Below are 17,619 nucleotides of genomic sequence, written 5' to 3' on the forward strand. Positions count from 1 at the left end.
TCCCGCTCTGACGATACGGCTGGTGGCCAGATGAAACATTTTTGCTGCTGAATAAATGAATAAGCATGAGATTACCTGCGGCTGAAATTAAACCGGGTGCGGTTTTGCCAGATAGGCATTAGCAGATTGCATGCCAGCCAATTCAGCCTTATTCATGCTGAATCCGGCCAGATATTGCTGCTGTAGCAGCAATTCATTCATCAGCACTGCTGCGTACACAGCAGCCAATAAACACGGTGCTGCACCAGCAGCACCATTCAAAAAACGGATATTGGCTGCCACCCCGGCTAATTCGATTTGTGCATATATTCCTGATAAATCCTTGGTTTACAGCAACTGATTGGCACGGTTAAAACTGTCATCAATATGCCACACAGCACACCGTATAAAAGGATGAACGCTTGAACCTGCCCCACCACCTGCTGGCACCCTCGCCCACCGCCAGCACTCCGGCTTCGGCCTTGCTGCTGGCGCAGCAACTGGCTGCCCAGTTTGCGGCTACCGCAGCAGAGCGCGACCACGCCGGCGGCACGCCCAAGGCAGAACGCGATGCCATTCGCGCCAGCGGCCTGCTGGGCCTGTCCATTGCCAGCGAACTGGGCGGCCTGGGTGCCAACTGGCAGCAAACCCTGCTGGTGGTGCGCGAGTTTGCCAAGGCCGACAGTTCGGTAGCGCATGTATTTGCCTTTCATCACCTGATGCTGGCCACGGTGGAGCTGTTCGGCCAGCCCGAGCAGTGGCAGCCCTGGCATGAAATCACCACCCGGCAAAACTGGTTCTGGGGCAATGCCCTCAACCCGCTGGATGAGCGCACCATCAGCCGCCGCTTTGACGGCTGGTACGAGTTTTCCGGGCAGAAAAGCTTTTGCTCCGGTGCGCTGGATTCGCAAATGCTGGTGGTTTCCGCCCGCCAGCAGCACAGCGGGCAGTTGGTGGTGGCCGCCATTCCCACCGGCCGCAGCGGCATCAGCGTGCAGCAGGACTGGAACAATATCGGCCAGCGCCAGACCGACAGCGGCAGCGTGAATTTCGAGAAAGTACGCATTGAAAACAATGAAGTGCTGGACCAGCCCGGCCCGCTCACCACGCCACGCTCCTGCCTGCGGCCACTGCTGGCACAGCTGATTCTCACCAATATTTACCTGGGCATTGCCGAAGGCGCGTTCGAGGAGGCCCGGCACTACACCTTGCACGAGGCGCGCCCCTGGCGGGCGGCACAGGTGGACCACACTCACGAAGACCCCTACATCCTGGGCCATTACGGCGAGTTCTGGGTGGGGCTGGAGAGCGTGCGCGCCCTCACCGACCGTGCCGGTAACAGCATGGTGGCGGCGCTGGCACGCGGCGAGGCACTGACACAGGACGAGCGTGGCGAAGTGGCCATGCACATTGCCGCGGCCAAGGTGGCCGCCACCCGGATGGGCCTGAACCTGGCCTGTCAGATGTTCGAGGTCACCGGCGCGCGCGCCACCCATGCCGGACTGCGTCTGGACCGGCACTGGCGTAATTTGCGCACCCACACCTTGCACGATCCGGTTGATTACAAATTAAAGGAGTTAGGGGAATGGGCTTTGATTCGCAACTATCCGACACCGACGTTTTATTCCTGAAACCTGCATCGGCCCGGCGGGCCGAGCCAGCACAAGGCCCGGCCATGCCCCTGATCACCCTGCCGAACCGGCAAAGCCTTACCACCTCCATCCGCGCCACGGCACAGGTATTCGAGGACCCGCAATCCACCGCCCTGCTGGCCCGGATACAGCTGATTGCCCCCAGCGACGCCAATGTGCTGATCATCGGCGAAACCGGCACCGGCAAGGAGCTGATTGCCCGTCATGTACATGCGCTAAGCCAACGGGCCGACCAGCCTTTTGTCGCGGTCAATTGCGGGGCGTTTTCCGAATCGCTGGTGGAAAGCGAACTGTTCGGCCATGAAAAAGGCGCATTCACCGGCGCCTTTGCCGCCAAACCCGGCTGGTTCGAAGCTGCCAATGGCGGTACGGTGTTTCTGGATGAAATCGGCGACTTGCCGCTGAACATTCAGGTAAAGCTGCTGCGCATCCTGCAGGAACGCGAGGTGGTGCGCCTGGGTTCGCGCAAGCCCATTCCCATCAATGTGCGGGTGATTGCCGCCACCAATGTGCGGCTGGAAGAAGCCGTGGCCGCCGGACATTTTCGCGAGGACCTGTTCTACCGCCTGCGGGTGGCCCATCTGGCCCTGCCTGCCCTGCGCGACCGCCCCGGCGACATTCTGCCGCTGGCCCGGCATTTTGTGGACGAATACCGCCAGCGCCTGGGTTATGGCGATATCGCCCTGCATGCCGATGCCGAACGCAAGCTGCTGCAACACCCGTGGCCGGGCAATATCCGCGAACTGGAAAACGTCATCCACCATGCCTTGCTGATCTGCAAACAGAATGTAGTGCGTGGCGAAGACTTGCAGCTATCCTCGCTGCAACTGAACCGCCGCAACGAGCGCCACAACACGCCGGCAAACCCTGCGCTCAACGGCCAGGACGCGGACGAAGGACACCAGCAGTTGCAACAGGCCTTGCAGGCCCTGTTTGAAACCAATGGCAGCCATCTGTATGAGGACATCGAAAGCACCATCATCCGCGCCGCCTATAACTATTGCCACCGCAACCAGGTGCAGGCTGCGCGCCTGCTGGGTATCAGCCGCAACATCATCCGCGCGCGGCTGATCCGCCTGGGGGAAATCAGCGCGCTGCGCTAAGTGCGGCCAAACGGCCAGCCAGCGCTGGCTGTCGACCAGGCCAGATGGCCCTCAGCAAAAACAACAGGCATTGCCGCAGCAATGCCTGTTTTGCTTTGCTCAGGATAAGCGCCTATTTTTGCCAGGCCAGGCTGTAGAGCTTGTCGTTATTGGCGTAAGACTTGCGAATCTGCGCCTTCACTGCCGGGGAGTTCTGGTAGATCTGCACAAACTTCAACAGCCGCGGGTCACGGGCATTGTCTTCGCGGGCAACAAAACGCAAGGCGTATTGCTCGTCATCCTTGCCGGAGAAAATCAGCGCGCTGCCGGGGTCGAAGGCATGCGCCGCCACAATGAAGTGCGGATAACCCTGCGCCAGATCGACATCATTCACCACCCGCACCAGCTGCGGCCCTTCCACTTCCACAAACTCCAGCTTGCGCGGATTGCTGACAATATCGCTCAGCTTGCCGCGCGCGCCCACGCCGTCACGCAGCTTCACCAGCCCGGCTTTTTGCAGCAACAGCAAGCCACGGCCCTGATTGATGGGGTCGCTGGCAATGGCCACCTTGGCACCAGTTTTCAGTTCGGAAAACTGTTTGATGCGGCTGGAGTACAGGCCGATATTAGCCAGAATGCCCAAGCCTACCGGCTTGAAATGATAGCCCTGGGTCTTGATGACATTGTCGAGAAACGCCTGATGCTGGAAATAATTGGCGTCCAGGTCCTTGCTGGCCAAGGCCACATTGGGCGTGGTCCAGTCGGAAAACTCCACCACTTCCACGTCCAGCCCCTGCTTTTTCGCTTCTTGTGCCGCCACCTGCACCGAGTCGGCATAGGCACCCGGTGTAACGCCAATCTTCAATGCCGCCGCCAGCGCGCCTTGCGCCAGCAGCAGGCCGACCAGCGCCAGCGCGCCCAGTTTCTTCTGCTGAAGTTTCATGATTTTCCCTTGCGTGTGTGATGTTGTTTTGAGTTTTGGGCGCTTCAGCGTGGCCGATAGCCCGCTGCGGCATGGCGCGCCGGTAGCCGGTCGCCCTCGGCAAACAATTTGTGGCGCAGGCTGCCTTCGGCATAGGCCGTTTTGTAACTGCCACGGTTTTGCAGCTCCGGAATCACCAGGTCGATAAAGTCTTCGTAGCTTTCAGGTGTCACGGTGCGCGACAGGTTGAAGCCATCCACCCCCACCTCGTTGACCCAGCTTTCCAGCTCGTCCGCCACACTGACAGCATCCCCCACCAGCGTCGGGTAACGACTGCCCAGCCGGAAGCGTTCCAGCAGCTTGCGCCGGGTCAGCTGGTTGGCGGCGGCGGTTTTGGCTGCCGACTGGATGGCATTGCTGCCACCGTATTCAATCGGGTCATCCAGGCCGTAACGGCTGAAGTCCACCCCAATACTGCTGGCAAAGTGAGCCAGACCTGCCTCAGCACTGGCGTACTGCCAGTAGTCGTCAAACTTCTCCTGCGCCTCGGCCTGGGTGTGTCCCACCACGGCGGCGATGCCGATGAAGATTTTCACATCCTCGGCACGGCGACCGGCGGCCACCGCCTGACGGCGGATGTCCTGCACCAGTTGGCGCGTCTTGTCCTTGTCCTGCGCGGCAATGAAGATGCCCTCGGCGTGGCGGGCGGCAAACAGCTGGCCACGGTCCGAGCTACCGGCCTGAAACAGCACCGGGGTGCGCTGGCGCGAAGGCTCGCACAGGTGGTAGCCATCCAGCTGGTAGAACGGCCCCTGATGGCGGATGCGGTGGATGCGGCTGGCATCGGCAAACACCCGCGCCGCCTTGTCGCGCCGCACTGCCCCGTCTTCCCAGCTGCCTTCCCACAGTTTGTACAGCAGCTCCAGATAATCATCGGCGCGGTCGTAGCGCTGGTCGTGTTCGTCCTGGGTGAGCAGGCCCATGGCGCGTGCGCCGCTGTCCAGATAGCCGGTGACAATATTCCAGCCCGCGCGGCCACCGGTGAGGTGGTCCAGCGTGGACATGCGCCGGGCAAACAGATACGGCGGCTCGTAGCTGAGGTTGGAAGTAACACCAAAACCCAGATGCTGGGTCACTGCCGCCATGGCGGGCACCAGCAGCAAGGGGTCGTTGACCGGCAGCTGGATGGCTTCGCGCGCGGTCAGGTCTATCGACTGCTGGTACACATCGTAAACACCGATGATGTCGGCGATGAACAGGCCGTCGAACAGGCCCCGCTCCAGCGTTTTGGCCAGCTCGGTCCAGTAAGACAGCGTGTTGTAGTCCACCGAATTGTCACGCGGGTGGGTCCACAGCCCGTGGTTGATGTGGCCGACGCAGTTCATGTTGAAGGCATTGAGCAGAATCTGTTTTTTCGCCATGTCACAGTGCTCCGTGCCGCGGCGGCAGCACATCGTTCAGCAGGTAATTGCCGATGGCGTGGAATTTCCAGCGCAGCGGGTCATGCAGGGTGTGCACGCGGGCATTGCGCCAGTAGCGGTCCAGATTGCGCGCTTCCAGCGTGGCGCTGGTGCCGGCCAGTTCGAACAGCTGGCTACCAGCCTGCAAGGACACTTCGGTGGTCAGCACCTTGGCTTCCGCCACCGCCACCGAGGCCTCTGCCACACTACGCGCATCGGGGAAAGCCTGTGCCTGCAAGGCATCCAGCACCCGCCCGGCACGGCGCAGCAAGGCATCGGCCGCCTGTAGCCTCACCCGCAGATTGCCCACCCGCTCCAGCAAGAGCGGGTCGCGGCTGGCCTTGTCCACGCCGGAATCTATCCAGGGGCGGGCATGCTCGCGCACATAGTGCAGGGCTTCCTGGTAGGCGCCTCGCGCCTGGCCCAGGTCGATGGCGCAGTGCAGAATCTGGGCAAACGGGCCGATGGCGGTGGGCCGGTCAAACGAGGCCTTGAACGGCACAATCCACTCCGGCTCCACCCATACCTGGCTGAAGCCGACCGAGCCACTGCCGGTGACGCGCTGGCCGAAACCATCCCAGTCATCGGTAATCTCCACCCCATCACTGTGGCGCGGGATGAAAGCCAGATAGCTGTCCTGGTTGTCATCCACCACCAGGGTGGGAATCCACTGCGCATACAAGGCACCGGTGCAATAAAACTTCTGACCGCTGACGCGATAGCCCTTGCCATCCGGCGTCAGGCGGGTGCGGCGCTGGTAGTCCTTGTGGCCGATTTCGGCCAGCGCATTGCCAAAACGCACACCATCCAGCGCCAGGCCGTAGAAAAAGCGCTTTTGCTCTGCGCTGCCGCCCACGCGCAGCACTTCCAGCGCGTAGAAATGGTTTTGCGGAATCTGCGCCAGCGAGCCGTCCGCCGCGCTGATGGTGGCAATCACCTCGGCCAGCGTGACGGCGGACACCCCGGCCCCGCCATATTCGCGCGGCACGGTAATGCCCCACAGCCCGCTCTGGCTGTAGCCTTCCAGCTCGGCCCAGGGCAGGATGCGCTCGCTGTCGCGCCGGGCGGCATCGCGGGCAAATTCGCCAGCCCAGTGGCGGGCCAGTTGCAGCGCTTCTTCATCGCTGGTGATTCGGTGGGCCGCCTGCGGCTTGGCCTGCTGGCCCTGCACCGGGCGCACTGCAGCCACTTCACTCATGCTGCTCTCCTTTCAATTCCATTGATGACGTGCCGGAAACACGCCGTTCAGGCTGTAATTGCCAATGGCGTGGTACTTCCAGCGCACCGGATCGTGCAGGGTGTGCACGCGGGCATTGCGCCAGTGGCGGTCCAACTGGTGGCGCGCACGGGTGGCGGCCGAACCGGCCAGCTCGAACAATTTTTCGCTGGCTTGCAGGGCAATTTCGGTGGTCAGCACCTTGGCTTCGGCCACCGCAATGGAGGCTTCGGCGCTGATGGCATCGGTCACCTCGCCCGTGCGCAGGCGGTCCAGCGTGCGTGCGGCATCGTCCAGTACTTCCTGTGCGGCATGCAGGTCGATCTGCAAGCGCGCCACCGCCTGAATCACATACGGGTCGTCGCTGGCACGGCTGAGGCCAGAATCCAGCCATGGCCGGGCATGCTCGCGCACGAACAGGATGGCGTCGCGCAGTGCCGCTTCGGCAATACCGGCGTCAATACTGGCCTGGATCAGTTGCGAAATGGGCCCGGTGAGATTGGGGCGGTCCGCCAGCTGCCATACCGGCAGCAGCTGCGCCTCCTCCACCCGTACCCGCTCAAAGCGCACCGTGCCGCTGGCGGTGGTGCGCTGGCCAAACGAGGACCAGTCGTCGATGACTTCCACGCCCGGCGCATGCCGTGGCACCAGCACCTGTACGGTGAGGCCGGATTCATCGCGAGCGCGGGTGGGAATCCAGTCGGCAAACAAGGCCCCGGTGGAGTAAAAACGCTGGCCGCTCAGGTAAAGCCCGTCCGCCTCGCGGCTCAGCCGGGTACTGAGCTGCTGCATGGGCTGCTTGCCCTTTTCCGGCCCGGCATTGCCCAGACGACGCCCGGACAGCACTTCGCTATAGATGAAGCGCAACTGGGCAGACGTGGCCAGCAAGGGGAAGACTTCCAGCACGGCAAAGTGGTTTTGCGGAATCTGCCCCAGCGAGGGGTCGGCCGCGCACAGGGTGCGGAACACCCGCGACAGCGTCAGCAGGCTGACCCCGGCACCGCCAAATTCGCGCGGCACGGTAATGCCGCCCAGGCCGCTGGCGGAATAGCGCGCCAGCTCGGCCCAGGGCAGGCGGCGCTCACGGTCGCGCACGCCGGCTTCCACGGCGAACTCGGCCGCCAGCTGGCGTGCCACTTCCAGGGCTTCGGCATCGCTGCGGATCAGTGCAGCTTCTTGCAGGATTGCTTGTTGAGTCATGAATGGTTTCCGGCTTATTGACGATGATTGAGACGACGCGCCAGCACGTCACCGGCGGTCTGCACCACGCTGACCAGCACCACCAGGCCGATGAGCACCGACACCATCACCTGGGTATCAAAGCGCTGATAGCCATAGCGGATGGCCACGTCACCCAGGCCACCGGCCCCCACGGCACCGGCCATGGCCGAGGAGCCGATCATCGCCACCAGGGTGATGGTGAGACCGGAGACAATGCCCGGCAGCGCTTCAGGCAGCAGCACGTGCCACAGCACATCGCGCTTGCGCCCGCCCATGGCCTGCACCGCTTCAATCAGCCCGCGGTCCACTTCGCGCAGGCTGACTTCGGCAATGCGGGCAAAAAACGGAATCCCGGCCACCGACAGCGGCACCACCGCCGCCCACACGCCGATGGTGCTGCCCACCACCAGCCGGGTGAAGGGCAGCAGCACCACCAGCAGAATGATGAAAGGCACCGAGCGGAACACATTCACCACGCTGCCCACAACCCGGTTGAGCCAGGGACGGGCGTACAAATCGCCCGGGCCGGTGGTCACCAGCAGCAAGGCCAGCGCCAGGCCGAAAATGGCGGACACCAGCGCCGACACGCTGACCATTTGCAGGGTCTGCCAGGCGGCAGTCAGATACAGATCAAAAGAATCAGGCATGGTCGACGTACCCCAGGATGCGGATATTGCCGGCCGGAATGGCCAGCTGACGGGCCAGATCGCCCAGCCGGTTGCGCGACTGCGGTGCGCAGGCCAGCACCAGCCTGCCCTGCGCCCTGCCCTGTATGCGTTCCACACCGCCATGCAGCAGGCGGGTGGCCGGCCCCAGGGCTGCCACCAGCGGGCCCAGCGCCGGGTCCTGCCCGCTGACGCCATCCAGCCGCACATCCAGCAGCAGTTCCGACTGCGCACTGGCCGGTTCCTGCACGATGCGCCCGGCCACATCAGCAGGCAGCTCATGATTCAGCGAGGCCAGCAAGGCGCGGGTGGCATCGGCCTGCGGTGCACCAAACACCTGCCATACCGGCCCCAGCTCCACCACCTTGCCTGCTTCCAGCACGGCCACGCGGTCGCACACCTCTCGGATGACGGCCATTTCGTGGGTAATCAGCACCACGGTGACCTTGAGTTGACGGTTGATATCGCGCAGCAGCGCCAGAATCGACTGGGTGGTTTCCGGGTCCAGTGCCGAAGTGGCTTCGTCGCACAGCAGCAGTTCCGGCTGATGCACCAGCGCGCGGGCAATGCCCACCCGCTGTTTCTGGCCGCCGGACAAACGGGACGGATAGACATCGCGCTTGCCCTCCAGCCCCACCAGTTGCAGCAGGCTGTCGACGCGGGCGTCAATCTCGGCCTGCGGCAGCCCGGCTATCTTCAAGGGCAGGCCGATGTTCTGCGCCACCGTGCGCGAGGACAGCAGGTTGAAGTGCTGGAATATCATGCCGATGCCGCGCCGCGCCTGCGCCAGCTGGGCTTCGTTCAGGCCGGACAAATCCTTGCCCGCCACCAGCACCTGGCCGCTGCCAGGTGACTCCAGCCGGTTGATGGTACGCAGCAAGGTGGACTTGCCCGCGCCGCTGCGGCCGATGATGCCGAAAATTTCGCCACGCCGGATGTCAAAGCTCACCTCCTGCAAGGCCTGCACGCTGCGGCCGCCAGCCTGGAACTGACGCCCCACCTGCCGGAAGCTGACCAGCGCCTCCCCGGCGGGTTCCGCCTCGCGCTGCCACAAGGCCGGTCCTTGTACTACCTCTGGCCGGATTGCCTCTGCCAAAGCATTCATGCGCCTCTCCCTCACAGCCAGGCCGGGGCATACAGCTTGCCGAACACCTTGTCCAGCGAGGCACGCACCTGCTTTGATTGCTGATAGATGGCAATGAAGCGGCGGATTTGCGCATTGTTCACATCCTGTTTGCGCACCACCCATTGCAGCGCGTAAATCCTGTTTTCCAGCCCGTCAAACAGCAGGGCATTGTCCGGATTGTCGCCCGCCAGTTTGAGGAAGGACGGGTAGCCTTGCGCCAGATCCACATCATCCAGCGAGCGCGCCAGTTGCGAGGCTTCCAGCTGCACGATTTGCAGCTTGCGCGGATTGGCCACGATATCCTGGATGGTGGCCTTGTAAGCCAGGCCGGGCTTGAGCTTGATCAGCCCGGCTTTCTCCAGCAGCAGCAAACCACGGCCGCCATTCACCGGGTCACCGGCAATGGCCACCTTGCCGCCCACCGGAATCTGGGCAAAGGATTTCCATTTGTGCGAATACAGGCCGATTTTCATGATGGTGCCGGGGGCAATCGGCACAAAATCGTAACCACCCTGCTTCTTGGCGTTTTCCAGAAACGGAATGTGCTGGAAATAATTGACGTCGATATCACCGTTAGCCAGCGCGGCATTGGGGGTGTTCCAGTCGGAAAACTCCACCAGCTCCACATTCAGGCCCTGGGCCTTGGCTTCCTTCACCGCGATTTGCAGCGATTCGATTTGCGGCGTGGAGGACACCCCCACCTTGATGCCGTTAGGCCCGGCCACGGCCAACGTACTGACAGCCAGCAGCAGCGTGGCCAGCACACCGCCCCAGCGTGAAAATTTGATTGTTGATGACTGCATTGCAGACTCCCTGATGGTGGCTGCCGCAAGTGGGTGGGCAGCACATTCAGGGGACAGACTAACCATCCGGCATGCATCAACAAACCAAGAAAATCGCCGTTTTATATCTTAAATTCAGATAAATACCGGCAAATGACGACAAAAACCGCCCATGCATACACATGAGCGGCCAACAGCTTCACATGCGTAATCCGGTCAGACGATGGCAGCAGCCTGCTCGAACTCAAGTCGCGGCCCGCGCGGTGGCAAGCCTTCCGTCACGCCATAGCCCAGGTTTACCACCAGCAAGCTGCGCCACTGGCCATCCGGGAAGAAGGCGGCATCCACGGCAGCGGCGTCAAACCCGGCCATCGGCCCGGCATCCAGCCCCAGTGCTCGGGCAGCCAGAATCAGGTAGGCCGCTTGCAGGCTGGCATTCAGCCGCGCATGCGGTTCCACCAGTTGCGGCAGGCCATCATAAAAGCCCTTGGCGTCGTAGGCCGGAAACTGCGCAGGCAGATGTTGATGAAAGGCCGGGTCCCAGGCCAGCACCACGGTGAGTGGTGCCGCTGCGGTTTTGTCACGATTGCCGGAGGACAGCGCAGGCAGCAGTTTTTCCCGTGCCTCGGCACTATGAATGAACAGATAACGGCCCGGCTGGCCGTTGAAGGCAGTCGGCCCCCATTTCAGCAAGTCGTACAACTGACGAATGGTGGCCTCAGTTACCGGCCGGTCCTGGAAACGGTGATTGGAACGGGCCGCCACAAACAGCTGTTGCAGGGCGGCTTCGGGCAGAATGGCACTCATGCCTGCTCCTTACGCCAGCGTGGCGATGGATACTTCGGTGGACTTGACGAAGGCAATCACCGGCGAGCCCACTTTCAGTTGCAGCTCGCGTACCGAGCGGGTGGTAATCACCGAAGTGACAATACCCGAGGCCGTTTCCACGTCCACTTCGGACAATACCGGCCCTTCCAGGATTTCCTTGATCACGCCCTTGAACTGGTTGCGTACATTGAGGGATTGAATGCTCATGACAGATCCTTTGTCTTTTGATAGCTGGCGGACAGGGTGGCCGCCTGATGCAGCCGCCCTGCTCGGCAGTCGCTACATCGGTAGGGCGCAGTAGCGTGATGTGTGGCTGCTATGTATTGGCAATTGTGTCATCGCGCGCCTGGGGCGGATACCCTTGTTCTGCCCGCCAATACTACGTTGCAGCATGCGGCTGGCTAAGCAATAAAAACTGCAATGGATATGAAGAAAAATGACAACCACAACTGATGAATACTTTTGTCAGCCAACACAGCGCGAGTGGTTTCAAGCCACATGGCAGGCATGGCCGCAAGAGCAAGGCATGGCAAGATCCGTCTTGTAACACTGCCGGGTGTGCTCGCATCCCGGATGCAGACAAGGTGGCATCCGGGAAAGCAAGCAGGCCACCCGTTTTACGCAGGGGAAAATACGGTTAACCGAGCTTGGCACTCAGCTCTTGGGCAGGCCGGGCGGGTTAGTACGGGATTCGCTCACCGCCTCGGCACTCAGGCCCCAGCGGCTGAGTACCCTGGCGTAATTGCCGTTGGCAATCTGGGTATTGATGATTTTGGTAATGGCTGCGGCCAGGCCGGAGTCCTTGCGCGTGGTGACGGCGATATCCGCGGTCAGCGGCCAACCGCCAGAGAAGGTACCAGCCAGCTTCACCTTGCCGGTACGCGCGGCTTCCAGCGCATAGATGGCATTGGGGCCCAGCCAGGCATCGGCACGGCCGGACTGCAAGGCTACCCGCGCCACGGCTTCATCATCAAAATACAGTGCCTGCAAGGGTTTGAGGCCGGCTGCCTCGTTTTTCTTGTTCCATTCCAGCAGGATCTGCTCCTGATTGGTGCCCGCGCCCACAATCACCTTCAGCCCGGCGGTGTCCTTGGGCTCATTGATTTTCAGCTTGCTGCCCGCCTTGGTGTAAAAGCCCAGCAAATCCTTGCGGTAGGTGGAGAAATCAAATTTCTCCTTGCGCGCCTCGGTAACGGTGACATTGGAAATCACCGCATCGTACTTGCCGGACTGCAGGCCCAGCGGCCAGTCCGCCCAGGCCACGTTCACCAGCTCCAGCTTGCGGCCCAGGCCATCGGCCACCAGGCGCGAAATGTCCGGATCAGCCCCGATAATGGTTTTGGAGTCATTGGCAAAACCACCCAGTGGCAGAATGCCGCCGGCGATGGCCACCACCAGGGTCTTGTCCTTGACGAAGCGGACATCCTTGGGCAGCAGCTTGATGGCCTCTGGCACCGGGCGGGCACTGGGTTGGCCTTTTTGCTGCGGGCTCAGGTCGATGCTGCTGGCGGCATGGCCAAACAGCGGGGCCAGCAGGGTGAGGCTAAGGGCAGCCAGTACGGTACGACGCGGCAGATGGGTGTTACGCGACATGATGCTTTCCTTGTTGTGGTCTTGCTGGTGGTGTTGACGGTGTGTGAATGATTTCTGACTGATGGCTCTACAGCACGCGGGCCAGGAATTCGCGGGTGCGTTGCTGCTGCGGTTGGCGCAATACCTGTTCCGGGCTGCCGCTTTCCACAATGCGGCCCTGCTCCATGAACACCACGGTATCGGCCACTTCACGGGCAAAGCCGATTTCATGGGTGACAATCAGCAGCGTGGTGCCAGAGCGCGCCAGCTCCTTGATGACGTCCAGCACTTCCTGCACCAGCTCCGGGTCCAGCGCCGAGGTGGGCTCGTCAAACAGCAGCACCTTGGGGCGCAGCGCCAGCGCACGGGCAATGGCCACCCGCTGTTGCTGGCCGCCGGACAACTGACGCGGCCAGGCATCGGCCTTGTCGGCCAGCCCTACGCGCTTGAGCAGCAGGCGTGCCTGGGCTTCGGCCTCGGCCCGACTCAGGCCGCGCAGGGCGATGGGCGCTTCAATCAGGTTTTGCAATACGGTGAGATGGGGAAACAGGTTGAAGTGCTGGAACACCATGCCCACTTCCACCCGGCGTTGCAGGATGTCCTTTTCCTTCAGTTCGTGCAGCGAATTGCCCTGCTGGCGATAGCCGATCAACTCCCCGTCAATGGCAATGAATCCGCTATCCACCCGCTCCAGATGATTGATGCTGCGCAGCAAAGTGGACTTGCCCGAACCGGACGGGCCGATGATGACGGTGACACTGCCGGGCGGAACGGTCAGCGACACCGCATCCAGCACCTGCTGATGGCCATAGCGCTTGCTGACAGAATGAATCGCCACTGCGCCACCCTTGACGGCGGGCAGTTCAATCAGCGACGCAGGCTGGTTGCTGCTGGCACTGCGGCTGCTGGTAGCAGGCCACCAGCGCTGGCGGGCCCGTTGCCACAGCGACTGCGGCTGCTGGCGCAGTGCGCCACGCGCATAGTGCCGCTCCACCTGCACCTGCACGGTGGACAGTACGGTGAGGATGATCAGGTACCACACGGTGGCCACCATCAGCAGCGGAATCACTTCCAGATTGCGGTGGTACACCACCTGAATGGTGTAGAACAGCTCCGGCAGCGCCAGGATGTAGACATTGGCCGTACCCTTGGCCAGGCCAATGATGTCATTGAAGGCGGTGGGCAAGATGGTGCGCATGGCCTGCGGCAGCACGATGCGGAAAATCTGCCGTCCGCGTGGCAGGCCCAGCGCAGCGGCGGCTTCCAGCTGGCCCTGCTCCACCGACAAAATGCCGCCACGGATGATTTCCGCCGAGAATGCCGCCTGGTTCAGGCTCAGGCCCAGCACGGCAGCGGCAAAGGGGCTGATCAGCTCGGTGGTGGAATAACTGAACCAGTTGATGCCGGTATACGGCACACCGATATTGATGGTTTCGTACAGATAACCCAGGTTGTTGAGAATAAGCAGCAGCACGATCAGCGGAATGGAGCGGAACAGCCAGATATAGCTCCACGACAGGCTGGCCAGCAGCGGCGAGCGCGATACCCGCGCCAGCGCCAGCACCGTGCCCAGTGCCGACCCCAACACGGTACCGATGGCGGTCAGCAGCAGGGTGCGGCCCAGGCCTTCCAGCACCGGGGCGGCCAGAAACCACTCGGCAAACACCGGCCAGCCCCAGCGTGGATTGGTGGCCACCGAACTGACGATGGCAGCCAGCAGCAGCACGGCCAGCACACTGCCGGCAATGCGCGCCGGGTAACGCGCCGGGATGATGCGCAACCCGGCATAGCGGTTGCTGCCGCTGGTTTCAGCCGCTGCAGGCTCGTTTGCCTGCCGTGGCAGCGGGTGCGGATGACTGAAGGCGATATCGCCGACTTCGCTAATTTCACTCATGATGTCTTGTCCTGTGCAAAAGCCGTGGTGGGTGCGGCAAGCAAGTCAAAGCGGTGTCAAACGGCAATGCCGGCCAGTTCTGTCAAGTAGCCAGCATGGGATTGCGCGCTGGTCTGACGTGGCACTGCCTTGGTAAACGGCAGGGTGCGCAAGGCTTCCAGATCCCCCTCGGGGTCGAACTGCGCCTGATAGCCATGACGCAGGTAGAGCCCGACCGCCTCCGGCTGGCGGCAACCGGTGGTCAGGTAAATCTGGCGGTAACCCTGGCGCTGGCATTGCGCCTCCAGCTCCTGCAACACCAGCCCGGCCAAGCCCTGACGACGGAACTGGCTGTGGGTCCAGATACGCTTGAATTCGGCGGTGTGCTCATCCAGCCGCTTGAAGGCCCCGCCGGCAATCGCCTGCCCCTGCCGCAGCAGCAACAGAAAGTTGCCATGCGGCGGAGCAAAGGTTTCCGGTGGATAGCGCCGCATTTCTTCAGCCGCACCGCCGGGGCTGAACAGATTGCCGTAGCGTGCGTCGTATTCCTGCGTCAGCTCGGCCAGCATCACGCTGGCGCGCGGGTCGGTGGTGGTGGTGTAAACAAAGTAGTCACGCATGTGCTCGGTCCATTGCGATGTGTGTCTGGCTGTCGCTTGTTATGTGGCCGCCTGTTGCAGCGGCAGATAGCGCTCGGCCAGGGCCACCCAGTAGCTAGCGGCCAACGGCAGGATGGCGTCGTTGAAGTCGTAGCGCGGGTTGTGCAGGCCGGCGCTGTCGCCATTGCCGAAAAACACGAAGCTGCCCGGGCGTGCCTGCAACATGAAGGCAAAATCCTCGCTGGCGGTACGGGGACGGAAAGCCTCTTCCACCCGCGCCGCGCCCAGCGTGTCCTGTGCCACTTCACGCGCCAGCGCGGTTTCTGCCGGGTGATTGCACACCGGCGGGAAGCCCAGGCGATAATCCACCTCGGCGCGTGCGCCAAAACTGGCCGCCTGCGCCTCCACCAGTGCCGGTACGCGCTGTTGCAGCAGGCTGCGCACTTCCGGGCGGAAGGTGCGGGCGGTCAGTTTCAGCTCCACGCTGTCCGGAATCACGTTGGACGCATGGCCACCGTGGATGCTGCCCACGGTGAGCACGCCCATGTCCAGCGGGTCGACATTGCGTGACACCACACTTTGCAGCGCGGTAATCAGGTGGGCACTCACCAGCACCGGGTCCACCGTGTTATGCGGTTCGGCGCCATGGCCGCCCTTGCCGTGCACGGTGATGTGGGCCTGATCCACCGAGGCCATGGCCGGGCCTTCGATGCAGCCGATATGGCCGCAGCTCACTCCAGGCCAGTTGTGCAGGCCGAATACCGCATCGCAGGGAAAGCGCTCGAACAAGCCTTCTTCCAGCATGCGCTGTGCGCCGCTGCCGGTTTCTTCGGCGGGCTGGAAAATCAGCTGCAAGCTGCCGTCAAACTGGCCGTGCAAAGCCAGAAAGCGGGCAGCGGCCAGCAGGATGGCGGTGTGGCCGTCATGCCCGCAGGCATGCATCACGCCGGGGTTCTGGCTGGCATACGGCAGGCCGGTGGCTTCCTGGATGGGCAGCGCATCCATGTCGGCGCGCAGGCCGAGCGAACGCTGGCTGCTGCCACGGCGCAAGCTACCCACCACGCCAGTACCGGCAATACCGGTGGTCACCTGATAGCCCCACTGCTGCAACAGCGCGGCTACCTTGCCGGCTGTGCGATGTTCGGCAAACGCCAGTTCCGGGTGCTGGTGCAGGTCGCGGCGCAGGGCGACGAATTCGGCATTGGCAGCCGCAATGCCGGTTTCGATCTGCAGGCTGCGCGGCAACACGGCGCTGTCTAATGCTGCATTCATCAGGCCACCTGCTGCTGGCTGCTGTGCTCGGCCGCTTGCTGGTAACGGCTTTCCTTGCGCGGCAGGCCCAGATGGTCGCGCAGGGTGCGGCCGTCCAGCTGGCGCTGGAAGCGGCCACTGGCTTCCAGCAGCGGCAGCACATGGGTGATGAAGTCGTCCAGCCCTTCGGCCACCACCGGGAAGCCCAGGATGAAACCGTCAGCCGCGCCCTCGTCCACCCAGCGGATGATTTCCGCCGCCACTTTTTCACCGCTGCCGACAAAGTTGCTGCGCGGGGTGGCTACTTCCAGCGCCACCTGGCGCAGGGTCAGTCCGTGCTCACGGGCGCGGGCCTTGATCTGGTCGGTGGTGGAACGGAAGCTGTTGCGACCGATATCGCCCAGCTCCGGGAAGGCCTCGTCCAGCGGGTACTGGGTAAAGTCGTGGTGGTCGAAGAAGCGGCCCAGATAGGCCAGTGCGTCATCAATGGTCAGCAGTTGCTGGATGATGCGGAACTTGGCTTCGGCCTCGGCATCGGTGGCGGCCACCACCGGCGCAATGCCGGGGAAGATTTTCACATCGTCGGCCTTGCGGGCATGCAGCACGGCACTGGTTTTCACCTTGCGCAGGAAGTCGCGGGTTTCCTCGATGGAGGGCGAGTGGGTAAATACCGCGTCGGCATACTTGCCCGCGAGGCCAATCCCGGCATCGGAAGAACCGGCCTGGAAAATCACCGGCTGGCCCTGCGGCGAGCGGCTGATGTTCAGCGGCCCGGCCACCTGGAAGAAACGCCCCTTGTGGTTCAGGGTGTGCAGCTTGTCCTTGTCGAAAAACTGGCCGGTTTCACGGTTACGCGGCAGTGCATCGTCGTCCCAGCTGTCCCACAAGCCCTGGGTGACTTGCAGGTATTCGTCGGCAATTTCATAACGCAGGCTGTGTTCCGGATGCGGGCGGCTGTAGTTGAGCGCCGTGCCTTCCAGCGGGGTGGTCACCACATTCCAGCCGGCGCGGCCGCCGCTGATCAGGTCGAGCGAGCCGAACTGGCGCGCCACGGTAAACGGGTCGCTGTAGGAAGTGGACACGGTGCCGGCCAGGCCGATCTTGCGTGTCACGCTGGCCAGCGCCGACAGGATGGAAATCGGCTCGAAACGGTTGAGGAAGTGCGGAATCGATTTTTCGTTGATGTACAGGCCATCCGCCACAAAGGCAAAGGCAATGCCGTTGGCTTCGGCTTTCTGCACGGTATCGATATAGAACTGCAGGTTCACGCTGGCATCCGCCGGGCCGCTGGGGTGTTTCCAGGCGTGCATGTGGCCACCAGCGCCGTGCAGCATGATGCCGAAAGTAATGGGTTTGCTCATGTTCAGCTCCAAAAAGGTTGATCAGTACGG

17 protein-coding genes and 1 pseudogene are annotated in these 17,619 nt (G+C 62.5%); 2 read left to right on the forward strand and 16 right to left on the reverse strand.

What is annotated here, in order from left to right:
• Window positions 1–87: 87 nt before the first annotated feature.
• Window positions 88–282, reverse strand: coding sequence for a hypothetical protein (locus DFR38_RS17850; RefSeq protein ID WP_110313708.1), 195 nt, complete (start codon window positions 280–282; stop codon window positions 88–90).
• 119 nt (window positions 283–401) lie between these two features.
• Here DFR38_RS17850 and DFR38_RS17855 point away from each other — a divergent pair, with 119 nt between their 5' ends.
• Complete coding sequence (locus DFR38_RS17855) at window positions 402–1,610, forward strand: acyl-CoA dehydrogenase family protein (protein ID WP_059287055.1); 1,209 nt, start codon at window positions 402–404, stop codon at window positions 1,608–1,610.
• A 44-nt stretch (window positions 1,611–1,654) separates the two neighbouring features.
• Entirely contained in the window at window positions 1,655–2,734 is a 1,080-nt protein-coding gene (locus DFR38_RS17860) for a sigma-54 interaction domain-containing protein (RefSeq protein ID WP_059287054.1), read from the forward strand.
• Window positions 2,735–2,846: 112 nt separating this feature from the next.
• On the opposite strand, the gene DFR38_RS17865 is transcribed toward DFR38_RS17860, so the two are convergent.
• The 15 genes and pseudogenes from DFR38_RS17865 to DFR38_RS17930 all read right to left on the reverse strand — a co-directional run bounded on the left by DFR38_RS17865 (window position 2,847) and on the right by DFR38_RS17930 (window position 17,589).
• Window positions 2,847–3,656 carry a MetQ/NlpA family ABC transporter substrate-binding protein gene (locus tag DFR38_RS17865; RefSeq protein WP_059287053.1) on the reverse strand — a complete coding sequence of 270 codons (810 nt, stop codon included), beginning with the start codon at window positions 3,654–3,656 and terminating at the stop codon, window positions 2,847–2,849.
• A 44-nt stretch (window positions 3,657–3,700) separates the two neighbouring features.
• A complete protein-coding gene (locus DFR38_RS17870) occupies window positions 3,701–5,056 on the reverse strand; it encodes an LLM class flavin-dependent oxidoreductase (RefSeq protein ID WP_059287056.1) in 1,356 nt (451 codons plus the stop codon).
• 1 nt (window position 5,057) lies between these two features.
• Window positions 5,058–6,293 carry an SfnB family sulfur acquisition oxidoreductase gene (locus DFR38_RS17875; protein ID WP_059287052.1) on the reverse strand — a complete coding sequence of 412 codons (1,236 nt, stop codon included), beginning with the start codon at window positions 6,291–6,293 and terminating at the stop codon, window positions 5,058–5,060.
• A 12-nt stretch (window positions 6,294–6,305) separates the two neighbouring features.
• Window positions 6,306–7,511, reverse strand: coding sequence for an SfnB family sulfur acquisition oxidoreductase (locus tag DFR38_RS17880; protein ID WP_110313709.1), 1,206 nt, complete (start codon window positions 7,509–7,511; stop codon window positions 6,306–6,308).
• Between the two features lie 14 nt (window positions 7,512–7,525).
• The gene (locus DFR38_RS17885) at window positions 7,526–8,179 is read right to left on the reverse strand and encodes a methionine ABC transporter permease (RefSeq protein WP_110313710.1); all 654 of its coding nucleotides are present in this window, start codon (window positions 8,177–8,179) and stop codon (window positions 7,526–7,528) included.
• Window positions 8,172–9,302, reverse strand: a complete 1,131-nt coding sequence (locus DFR38_RS17890) for a methionine ABC transporter ATP-binding protein (protein WP_110313711.1) — start codon at window positions 9,300–9,302, stop codon at window positions 8,172–8,174. The genes DFR38_RS17885 and DFR38_RS17890 overlap by 8 nt, the downstream gene beginning before the upstream one ends.
• 11 nt (window positions 9,303–9,313) lie before the next feature.
• Window positions 9,314–10,126, reverse strand: coding sequence for a MetQ/NlpA family ABC transporter substrate-binding protein (locus DFR38_RS17895; protein WP_059287433.1), 813 nt, complete (start codon window positions 10,124–10,126; stop codon window positions 9,314–9,316).
• Between the two features lie 195 nt (window positions 10,127–10,321).
• Window positions 10,322–10,912, reverse strand: coding sequence for a malonic semialdehyde reductase (locus DFR38_RS17900; protein ID WP_110313712.1), 591 nt, complete (start codon window positions 10,910–10,912; stop codon window positions 10,322–10,324).
• Between the two features lie 9 nt (window positions 10,913–10,921).
• A complete protein-coding gene (locus DFR38_RS17905; protein WP_045847830.1) occupies window positions 10,922–11,140 on the reverse strand; it encodes a TOBE domain-containing protein in 219 nt (72 codons plus the stop codon).
• A 447-nt stretch (window positions 11,141–11,587) separates the two neighbouring features.
• Window positions 11,588–12,526, reverse strand: a complete 939-nt coding sequence (locus DFR38_RS17910) for an ABC transporter substrate-binding protein (RefSeq protein WP_059287434.1) — start codon at window positions 12,524–12,526, stop codon at window positions 11,588–11,590.
• A gap of 67 nt (window positions 12,527–12,593) precedes the next feature.
• A complete protein-coding gene (locus DFR38_RS21470) occupies window positions 12,594–13,343 on the reverse strand; it encodes an amino acid ABC transporter ATP-binding protein (protein ID WP_244909916.1) in 750 nt (249 codons plus the stop codon).
• A 165-nt stretch (window positions 13,344–13,508) separates the two neighbouring features.
• Window positions 13,509–14,399: pseudogene (locus DFR38_RS21615) on the reverse strand (amino acid ABC transporter permease); the annotation flags it as partial.
• A 56-nt stretch (window positions 14,400–14,455) separates the two neighbouring features.
• Window positions 14,456–14,998: a GNAT family N-acetyltransferase gene (locus DFR38_RS17920; protein WP_059285579.1), complete on the reverse strand. Its 543-nt coding sequence runs from the start codon at window positions 14,996–14,998 to the stop codon at window positions 14,456–14,458.
• 39 nt (window positions 14,999–15,037) lie between these two features.
• Complete coding sequence (locus DFR38_RS17925) at window positions 15,038–16,249, reverse strand: M20 aminoacylase family protein (RefSeq protein WP_059285580.1); 1,212 nt, start codon at window positions 16,247–16,249, stop codon at window positions 15,038–15,040.
• A complete protein-coding gene (locus DFR38_RS17930) occupies window positions 16,249–17,589 on the reverse strand; it encodes an LLM class flavin-dependent oxidoreductase (protein WP_059285598.1) in 1,341 nt (446 codons plus the stop codon). The genes DFR38_RS17925 and DFR38_RS17930 overlap by 1 nt, the downstream gene beginning before the upstream one ends.
• Window positions 17,590–17,619: the final 30 nt, after the last annotated feature.

It is taken from the genome of Aquitalea magnusonii, assembly GCF_003202035.1.
Lineage (GTDB): Bacteria > Pseudomonadota > Gammaproteobacteria > Burkholderiales > Chromobacteriaceae > Aquitalea > Aquitalea magnusonii.

Excerpts from the sequence above, each read along its gene's own strand:
- DFR38_RS17860 (WP_059287054.1), top strand. The coding sequence starts at position 1,655 with ATGCCCCTGATCACCCTGCCGAACCGGCAAAGCCTTACCACCTCCATC.
- DFR38_RS17865 (WP_059287053.1), bottom strand. The coding sequence starts at position 3,656 with ATGAAACTTCAGCAGAAGAAACTGGGCGCGCTGGCGCTGGTCGGCCTG.
- DFR38_RS17870 (WP_059287056.1), bottom strand. The coding sequence starts at position 5,056 with ATGGCGAAAAAACAGATTCTGCTCAATGCCTTCAACATGAACTGCGTC.
- DFR38_RS17875 (WP_059287052.1), bottom strand. The coding sequence starts at position 6,293 with ATGAGTGAAGTGGCTGCAGTGCGCCCGGTGCAGGGCCAGCAGGCCAAG.
- DFR38_RS17880 (WP_110313709.1), bottom strand. The coding sequence starts at position 7,511 with ATGACTCAACAAGCAATCCTGCAAGAAGCTGCACTGATCCGCAGCGAT.
- DFR38_RS17885 (WP_110313710.1), bottom strand. The coding sequence starts at position 8,179 with ATGCCTGATTCTTTTGATCTGTATCTGACTGCCGCCTGGCAGACCCTG.
- DFR38_RS17890 (WP_110313711.1), bottom strand. The coding sequence starts at position 9,302 with ATGAATGCTTTGGCAGAGGCAATCCGGCCAGAGGTAGTACAAGGACCG.
- DFR38_RS17895 (WP_059287433.1), bottom strand. The coding sequence starts at position 10,126 with ATGCAGTCATCAACAATCAAATTTTCACGCTGGGGCGGTGTGCTGGCC.
- DFR38_RS17900 (WP_110313712.1), bottom strand. The coding sequence starts at position 10,912 with ATGAGTGCCATTCTGCCCGAAGCCGCCCTGCAACAGCTGTTTGTGGCG.
- DFR38_RS17905 (WP_045847830.1), bottom strand. The coding sequence starts at position 11,140 with ATGAGCATTCAATCCCTCAATGTACGCAACCAGTTCAAGGGCGTGATC.
- DFR38_RS17910 (WP_059287434.1), bottom strand. The coding sequence starts at position 12,526 with ATGTCGCGTAACACCCATCTGCCGCGTCGTACCGTACTGGCTGCCCTT.
- DFR38_RS17920 (WP_059285579.1), bottom strand. The coding sequence starts at position 14,998 with ATGCGTGACTACTTTGTTTACACCACCACCACCGACCCGCGCGCCAGC.
- DFR38_RS17925 (WP_059285580.1), bottom strand. The coding sequence starts at position 16,249 with ATGAATGCAGCATTAGACAGCGCCGTGTTGCCGCGCAGCCTGCAGATC.
- DFR38_RS17930 (WP_059285598.1), bottom strand. The coding sequence starts at position 17,589 with ATGAGCAAACCCATTACTTTCGGCATCATGCTGCACGGCGCTGGTGGC.